The organism is Aeromonas sp. Y289-2 (genome assembly GCF_027705925.1).
Lineage (GTDB): Bacteria > Pseudomonadota > Gammaproteobacteria > Enterobacterales > Aeromonadaceae > Aeromonas > Aeromonas veronii.
In genome coordinates this window covers 126908-135523 of sequence record NZ_JAPDCH010000003.1, presented here as the reverse complement: position 1 = coordinate 135523, position 8616 = coordinate 126908, and the positions used below count along the sequence as shown (strand labels likewise).

Sequence of the window (8616 nt, the reverse complement as noted above, 5' to 3'; positions counted from 1 at the left end):
AGAATTTGGTGGAGCTACGCGGGATCGAACCGCGGACCTCTTGCATGCCATGCAAGCGCTCTCCCAGCTGAGCTATAACCCCAACTCACCTCGGCGCTGACGAAGTTATCTCCGGCAACGGAGGCGCATGATAGGCATCACCCGCTTTGCTGTCAACCCTAAAATAACCACGACTGATTCGTTTAGTCAAAATTGCAGCAGTTCGCTGTTTTTACCAGCAAGACGCGTGCTATCTCTCTGTTTTATGTCACAAATCGGCTCAAGCACCTATAAAGGAGGGGCCGTGCAGCGAGCCTCTTTCCCCGTGCTACGCCCCCGCTCTCAGGCCCCTTTTGCTAGCTGATCATCAGCTTCTCCCCCGTCACCTCGGGAAAGCCTTTCCATAAAGGGCATTGCATTTGAAAACCCTTTCCATGATTTTTTGTAAATTTACAACACAGAAAGTTGATCCGGCTCACAAATGACCATAGGATCAAACCGTGACCCAGGTCACACACCATAACCATAAATGACAGAGCGATGAGGTAAACCATGTTTGAGAATCTGGCAGTCCTGTTCCACCTGCGCGGTGCAACCACCAAGAACGGCGTTGTAGAGAAAGATGCCTATGCCCCCTCCACCCGTGAATACTACTTCCGCTACGGAAAGTAATTGCTGAAAGCCTTTCACGGAAAATGTAATAAAAAAACAACACACATCATCATACAGCCCTTTCGAGGCGCTGTCCTGTCCGGGCCAGATGTTCCACGGCCAAACCTGAACTCCACCAAACAAGAATGGGGCCCGCAGGCCCCATCTTTTATTGCTCCAGACTGTGATTACACCAGATAGTGCGCTGGCTAATCGGTAAGCCTTGTAACCCTGAAACGGCTCAGAGCTTGATCCAGGCATCGGCCCAAGCCGTGCCCTTGCCCGGCTCATAAGCCCAGGCGGCACCGGCACACCAGCCGGTGTAGGGGTGCGGTTTGCACTCGTAGCTGGCACCGCCATTGCTGACCCGCTCGCCCGCCTTGTAGGGAGTCCCCTCTTTATAGGCCGGATAGTCAGGCGGCGTTACGCCCCCATCCTCTCCTTTCACCAGCAGGCTATGGGTGGTGCTGCGGCTCAGATTACCTTCATCTGTGACCGTCAGTTTGATCTCCAGCCTGGTATCGCTGGCCGGCTTGGGCAGAGTCAACTCCAGAGTGACCTGATCCAGTGCCGGTGCAGAGGCACCTGCCGGAATAGTCCAGGCATAGGAGAGCGGCTTGCCTTCGGGATCGCTGGAGTGCTGACCGGAGAGGGTCACCTTGCTGCCACCTTCCGCCTGCGCCGGGCCGGTGATATTGGCCACCGGCGGCAGGTTGGTGCCACCGCCGTTATCCTCGATCACCACTTCGGGATAGAAGTGCTGAACGCAGCGGCTGTAATCCCCCTCCTTGAAGGCGCTGAAACGGGTCTGGTAGCCCACCAGCTTGCAAGCGTAACTCTTGCCGCCGTTGGGGTTCTCTGCCACATAGCTCCAGTCCTGCTCCCAATAGATGGGCAAGGCACCGGCGCCATTGTCGTCAAACACCTTCATGTTCTTGCAACCCAGCACTTCGTCGGATGGCACCGCCACTCCGAGGTAGTTGGCAAACTCGCGGTAGTAGTTGATGCGGTTCTGGGACTGGGCATGCTCGACCGGACCGCCGCACTCCACCCCGCCGTTGATGATCTGGGTGGTGACCCCGAAGCCCGGCACCAGACCGTTCTGCTTGTCATGGTCATTCGGCTGCCAGGTGCCATCGATGACATGGAGCATGGAGGGCTTGGGCGGCTGCGGATAGGTATAGAAGAACACCGCACTGGCGAGGTTCAGCCAGGTGTCGGCCACCAGATCGGGGCGGTCGAGCAGGGTGCGCACCGTGCCGAACATCGCCTCGGAGAAGGGGCCGTAGTTGTAGTTGTAGGAGAGCTGCTTGGCGCCGCGCCCAAAGTAGCTCTTGAACTCGCCATTGTCGAACGTACCGCACGGCCACTGCTGACCCTGCCACACATCGGGACGGCACTCGGCGTTGTAACCGCCGCGCATGGTCTCATTCCATCCCATCTCGCGCACGTAGACCAGCGCCTGACGCCACTCGGCTTCCGGGCGCCAGTTTTCATGGCCGCCGGTCTCTTGAGCGAAGTGAGCGAACATGGTCGCCAGAGTCTTGCGGCAGATGGCGTCAGCATCGCGGCCGTCGCTGTAGTCGCTGCACAGGGCCGGGAACTTGGCCGCCGCCTGCAACAGGCCACGATAGGTGTACTCGGGGGCGCGTAGCGGGAACAGGTAGTTGAACTGGCTCTCACTCAGCAGGCTTTCGACCCGCTTGACGTTGCCCGGGTTGTCGACACGGCCCGGCTGCACAGCTTCTACGACCAGATTGTCACGGGTAGCGATGGAGGCCTTGACCGCTTCCATCGCCGGGAAGTCGGTCAGCGCCTTCTCTTTGGCATCCAGCTCGGCCTGACTCATATAGACGGGGGTGGTGCTGCCATCCGGCGGGGTAGGTGTCGGCGGATTGGGCTTGTCATCGCCGCCGGTGTCCGGCGGGGTCACTTCCCCTTCGCCGACAAGCTTCCACGGAGTATCCCATTCATTGGCGGCCGCCATGCCCGGAGTCTGGCCCGGGTTGACCCACCACTTGGCCTCGAAAACCTGGCCGTTGTAATTGACCTGGCTGCCGCCCGGATAGGATTTGTTGATATCGTATGCCTCGGCCGCCCACAGGTGGCCGCTCAGCATCATGCCGGCAAGCAGAAGGGTGATGCGGTTTTTTTTCATTATTGTTGCTCTCTATGGTTTTGTGGCAAAAGGCAGAGCCCGCCTGAACAGGCTCCGCCATCTTCATCATGGACTCAACCTAGGGGCAGCTTGCCGCCCCGACATCCAGCCAGACATCGTGCTTGCCCGGCTCGCTGCCTTGAGTCCACCACTTGGCCTTCCACTGACGGCCGTTGTGGTTGGTGAGATCCCCGCCGTTGTAGGCAACGGTCGCGCTCCAGCCCAGCTCAACCTGACTCTCCAGCGCCCATTGATCGGCGGCGCGGCCCGGTTCATTGCCCTGAGTCCAATACTTGGCACGCCATACCAGCTGGTTGTAGCTCACCTTGTCACCGCCGTTGTAGACCTTGCCGGCCTGCCATGCGGGAACATTCGCCGCTTCCGGATCGGTGGTGTTGCAAGAATCATCGACCACGGGATCCAGCGTCAGCACGACGCGCCCTTCGCTCTGATGTACCCCGTCCGAGACGCTCACACTCAGCTCATGCTGCTCGCTGGTGGTGACAGCCGGCGGTAGTAGACGCAGGTTGGCGCTGGTCTCGCCTTCCGCCTGCCAGCCCGCCGGGAAGTGCCAGCGGTAGCTCAGCGTATCGCCCTCGGGATCGCTCGCCTCGGCAGTGATGGTCAGCCACTCACCGCCGATGCCGCCGAGCTGCGCCGGTACGGTCACTACCGGAGGCTGGTTCTCAACCACGCCCTGATCCAGCGGCCGCCCGTTGACGGTAAAGGAGAGCGCCTGCTGCGGTGGCAGCAAGCTCTGCTGTACCAGTGTCTGGCCACGGCACTGGATGGTGGCGCGGCCGGGCTCGCTGGCGGTGGGCAGGTTGATGTGGAACTTGTTCATGACGCTGCTGGCCGCTCTGTGATTGGCCAGCCTGAAGCGCTGCAGACCATCGCGAGTCTCCAACTGCAACTGGCAGTCACTGCCGGACAGGGTGTTGCTGTCATCCGGGTAGGTGAAGCCATAGGCGCCGTGCAGTGCCGGATAGATGTAGCTGCGCAGGGCTCCTTGCGGATCGTAATAGCCCACCAAGGTGGTCACCGGCACGCCGAACTGCTCGGGCTTGCGCGCAACCTTGGTATCGATGGGGGAGACCTCCACCCAGCTCTGGCCATCCGAGGTGAAGCTCTTCTTGAAGCCCCGGTTCACCACAATTTCCTTGCCGTTGATAAAGAGGCGACTGTTGTAACCGGCCCCGTGATCGATGGTCAGACTGCGCCCACGGTTGTCCGCAGAGGCAATCGGCACCCGGATATCACGGGTCCAGCGACCATCCCACATGGCGACCCTGACCAAACCGTAATCCGCCAGCAGGGCACTCAGTCCGGCCTCGCTCAGGGCATCCATGGGGGCATCGACCTTCTCGATCCCCTCGATTGTGTGCTGATAGGGCTCCATCCTGGCCGTCGCACTGTTCCACTTGCTAAAGCCGGTGGCCGAGTTGGCATCGAACACCGCCTTGCTCTCCAGAAAACGCTGGATGATGGCGGCCGAATTGGGGGTATAGAGGGTGAAACGGTTGGCGCCGGAGAGAGGGCGGCCGCCCGCCATCGCATCATGGCCAAACTTGCGGCCATCGAACGGCGGCTGGCACTGGCCATCCAGACAGGCATCCTCATTGGTGCGGGTCGGTGAGAAGTTGGGGATGAAACGGTGTTTGTCACTGTCCCAGCCCCAGCTGGAGTTGAGCTGATCGGCACTGCGATGAACCGAGCCGCGGAAACCATCTACATAGTGGCCAAGGCCGAAGTTATGGCCCACCTCGTGGCTGAACTCGTTGCCCAGCGAATCATCCAGCGTGACGATGCCACCGCCACCGGAACCTCCGTGCACCTGAACTCCATTGGCATACTTGCCGCGACTGTTGTGCGCTGTCAGCTGGGCCGCCACAAAGGGATGGCTTCCCTCCCCTTCACCGGCACTGCTGTTGATGCCGTAGTTGGCATTGTCGATGCCGTGGGAGATAAGCTCCTTGCCGATGCGCTGACGCATGGTGCCGCCATGCCAGCCCCCTTCGCTCGGGTCAAAATCGGTCAGCAGGGTGCCGTTGGGCAGCATCACCTCAGGCAGGGAGAGCGGTGCATACTGACTGACAATCATCCGGCTGGCCGGAATGGTCTGGAAGTATTCGCGATGGGCCTCCTTGTCATTGGCAAAGGCAAAGCGATCCCGTGGTGTGGTGAGCATGCCGATGTCGATGGTGTGCAGCAGCAGCTCGCCGGGGGCGCCGACCTTGATGTCACGCAGTTCACCACTGAGATTGCCCTGACGAACGGAGAGGTTCAGTCCGGGCTGGATCCACTCGGCAGGCAGCTCGCCGCTCCAGGTATCCGCTGCATAGGTGATGCGGTTGTTCTCCAGCTCCCCCTCGCGGAACCACTGCCCGTTGGCAAACTTGAACTGCAGGGTCTGGCCACGGGAGACGGTCACCTGTCGCTCACCATAAAAGGCCGTCGAGTTATAACCGGCGCTGGAGCGGATCCGCACCATCTTCCCCTCCAGCTCCGGGCTCACGGGCAGGTAGATATCCCGAACCCAGCGGCCGTCGGCGGTCTGGATCTCCACCAGCGCGCGACCAGTGAGCCGCTCCTTGAGGAAGGCGCCGCTCTTGTCGTTCAGTTTGGCCAAATCAGCACTGCTGCTGATGATGATGGCAGTGGTGCCGCTCTCAGGGACGAAGCTCACTCCGCCTTCTGGAGCCCCCGCGAGGTGGTAGACAGTCTCTGGCAGCGCCGATGGCGGCGACAAGGTCAGGGTGCCCAGCAGCTTGCCGCTGCCGTCACGGGCCTCCACCGTCATGGGGGTCACCCCGTCGGCCTGGAGTGGTTTCACCAGCAGCAGGCTCTTGCGCAGGCTGGTCAGGATGGGTTGGCGATCCCCCTCTTTGGGATGGGACGGCAGGATCTGGCTCTGGGCAAACTGCACGCTGGCAGCCAGGCTGCCCGCCAGATCGCTTTGCGGTGTCGTCTCATTGAATATCAGGGGCGAGGTGGCGGCAGACAAGGGGCCAGCCGCCAGGGTTGCCATGATGAGGGCAGCGATTCGGGTCACATTTGTGGTCATTGTCGGGTTCTCGTTCATATTGCTACCGGGAATGAGGGGCATGTCGCCATGCCCCGTCATCGGTGAGGAGGCCTCAGTTACAGCTTGCTGCCCCGATATCCAGCCAGACATCGTGCTTGCCCGGCTCATTGCCTTGAGTCCACCACTTGGCCTTCCACTGACGGCCGTTGTGGTTGGTGAGATCCCCGCCGTTGTAGGCAACGGCTGCGTTCCAGCCCAGCTCAACCTGACTCACCAGCGCCCACTGATCGGCGGCGCGACTCGGCTCATTACCCTGAGTCCAGTACTTGGCACGCCATATCAGCTGGTTATGGCTCACCTTGTCACCGCCGTTATAGACCTTGCTGGCCTGCCATGCGGGAACGTTGGCTGCTTCCGGATCTGTGGTGTTGCAAGAGCCACCCTCACCACCTTCGTTGATTGGCGTGACGGTGAGACGAGTGGCCGCGTTGGCGTCGAGTGCGCCATCGGAGACGGTCACAGAGATGTCATAACCGGTTTCGACATCCACCGCCGGGCCGGTGACCACCAGGGTGGCGCTGTTCTGGCCGGTCGCCGTGATACCGGCAGGCACTTGCCATTGATAGATCAGCTCGTCGCCATTGGGGTCGGATGCCTTGGCGGTGATGGTCACCTGTTTGCCCTCTTCCACCTTGACGCTGGCAGGCAAAGTCACCACCGGAGGCAAGTTGGGCTGCGGCGCCTTGTTGGTCACCACCACCTCATCCCTAGCGGTCAGTTGATGGTCATCGGTCACCGTCAGCTCGAACACCAGCGCGGTATCTGCGCTCACGGCATTCACATCGACCCGCACCTTGGCCTGCGTGGTATCACCCAGCACGGCTTGCGGACCGGAAACCTGCTTCCAGCTGTAGGTCAGAGAGCCTTTTTCCGGATCGTGGGAGGCTGAGCCATCCAGCGTCAGGGTAGCCGGGCCGGTCACCGCCACATCGCTGCCCGCGTTGGCTACTGGCGGCTTGTTGGCTGGCGGAGTAACCCCTTCACCGTGACCGAGACCTTCATGCATGGCGTTAAGGATGTCGCCGTTGTCGGCATCGATCTCCCAGGAGAAGAGCCCGCCCAGCTTGTTGGCCAGCACGTATTGGCCTTTCGCCTTGACCGAGCGCTCGTCGTCATAGGTGATCAGCTCGCCGGTGGATGGCTTGAACAGGGTGGCCGCTTCGGCAGTCTCGTCGTAGTTGTACTCCCAGCCTGCGCCCATATGGCTGTTGACGATGTGACGATAGTCCAGCACGCCATCTTCCCAGGTGCCCTTGATCTTGCCGGTGGCGGTGCCGGTGAAGGGGTCATTGCCCTGATAACCGCTCACCCCTTTCCAGCCGCGACCGTAGGCGGCGGCACCGATCACCAGCTTCCCGGAGTCGACCCCCTGCGCTAGCAGTTGCTGCACCGCTGCATCAGTGTTGTAGCGCTTGTTGGCCGAGCCGTTGGTAGCCTGATAGAGGTTGGCCTGATGACCCAGGGAGGTATTGCTCCAGGCACCGTTGTAGTCGTAACTCATCACGAAGAGGTGGTCCATGTACTGCTGGGCAGCCTTGTAATCCACATCCTCAATCTTGTCGTAACCGGCACCGATGGCGGAGGTGAGCTGATAGGTGCGACCGGTCTCGGCCTCCAGCTCGTCGAGCATGGCGCGCAGATCCTTCATGATCAGCACATAGGTTTCACCATCTTTGGTCTTGTCCCCCAGATTGGGGTTGGCACCGTCGCCGCCCGGGAACTCATAGTCGATATCGACACCGTCGAAGAACTTCCAGGTCTGCAGGAACTCTTTGACCGAAGCGACGAACACGTCACGCTTGGCCTTGTCATGCATGAAGAAGAAGGGATCGGAGAGGGTCCAGCCACCGACGGAGGGGAGGATCTTCAGGTCCGGATAAGCCTGCTTGAGGGCCATCAGGTTGCCGAAGTTGCCCTTGTAGGGCTCATCCCAGGCAACCAGTGACCCCTGCCCTTTTTGCAGCGCGGCCCAGGGATCGTGAATGGCGACCTGGAAATCCTTGCGCCCTGCACAGGCACGTTGCAGCGCCTGGAAGCTACCGGCAATCTCTTTGAGGCTGTCGTTGAGGCCATCACCGCCACAAATCGGGGTGAAGCCATAGAGGATATGGGTCAGGTTCTGGGCCGGCAGCTTGTCCACAGTGAAGTTGCGATCATAGACCCCCCACTCCACATAGTAGGTGCCGACCACCTTGCCGGATTTGTTGACGTAAGGCTTGTTGTGCTCCTGCAGAGCTGGCTTGAGCGGCGCAAGGTGGCTGCCGTCGGTATCGGCGACCACGATCTCCTTGGCATCAGACAGGGTGCAGCCATCGCCGTTGCACAGCGCGACCTGCATCTGATAGCGGCCCCCCTTGTGCACCTTGAAGGTGGCGGTACCCGCGGCGGAAGAGGGACCGGACCACACCTCCTTGCCATCCAGCAGCACCTTGGCACTCTGGCCAATATCGCCGTTCCAGAGATTCCAGGTGACGGTCACATCGGCGCCATCCTTCACCTTGACCAGCTCGTTATAAGCGGTCGCGGACTGGTTGACTTCAACGATGGCAAACTTGGTGGGGCCCCAACCGATGGCGGGTTTTCCGGGAGCTGCCGCATAAGCGGCGGAGGAGGCGAGCAGGGTGCCGACCATCATGGCCAGCAGTGCGGGTTTTGGACTTAGCATATTGCTTTCCTTTTCGTTATTGGAAAAACGAAAGGGCAACGCAACACGACAGGTGACACAAAAACGGCCACCCCTTGG

3 protein-coding genes and 1 tRNA gene are annotated in these 8616 nt (G+C 60.7%); all 4 read right to left on the bottom strand.

Annotation, left to right across the window (positions count from 1 at the left end):
- Positions 1-6: 6 nt before the first annotated feature.
- The 4 genes from OKC43_RS07045 to OKC43_RS07030 all read right to left on the bottom strand — a co-directional run bounded on the left by OKC43_RS07045 (position 7) and on the right by OKC43_RS07030 (position 8538).
- Positions 7-82 (bottom strand) — tRNA-Ala (locus OKC43_RS07045).
- Positions 83-871: 789 nt separating this feature from the next.
- Entirely contained in the window at positions 872-2788 is a 1917-nt protein-coding gene (locus tag OKC43_RS07040) for a glycoside hydrolase family 19 protein (RefSeq protein ID WP_236271549.1), read from the bottom strand.
- A 79-nt stretch (positions 2789-2867) separates the two neighbouring features.
- Positions 2868-5852, bottom strand: coding sequence for a M66 family metalloprotease (locus OKC43_RS07035; RefSeq protein ID WP_236271548.1), 2985 nt, complete (start codon positions 5850-5852; stop codon positions 2868-2870).
- Positions 5853-5925: 73 nt separating this feature from the next.
- Positions 5926-8538 (bottom strand): glycosyl hydrolase family 18 protein, encoded by a 2613-nt coding sequence (locus OKC43_RS07030; RefSeq protein ID WP_236271547.1) that lies wholly within the window; start codon positions 8536-8538, stop codon positions 5926-5928.
- Positions 8539-8616 lie beyond the last annotated feature (78 nt).

Excerpts from the sequence above, each read along its gene's own strand:
- OKC43_RS07040 (WP_236271549.1), bottom strand. The coding sequence starts at position 2,788 with ATGAAAAAAAACCGCATCACCCTTCTGCTTGCCGGCATGATGCTGAGC.
- OKC43_RS07030 (WP_236271547.1), bottom strand. The coding sequence starts at position 8,538 with ATGCTAAGTCCAAAACCCGCACTGCTGGCCATGATGGTCGGCACCCTG.
- OKC43_RS07035 (WP_236271548.1), bottom strand. The coding sequence starts at position 5,852 with ATGACCACAAATGTGACCCGAATCGCTGCCCTCATCATGGCAACCCTG.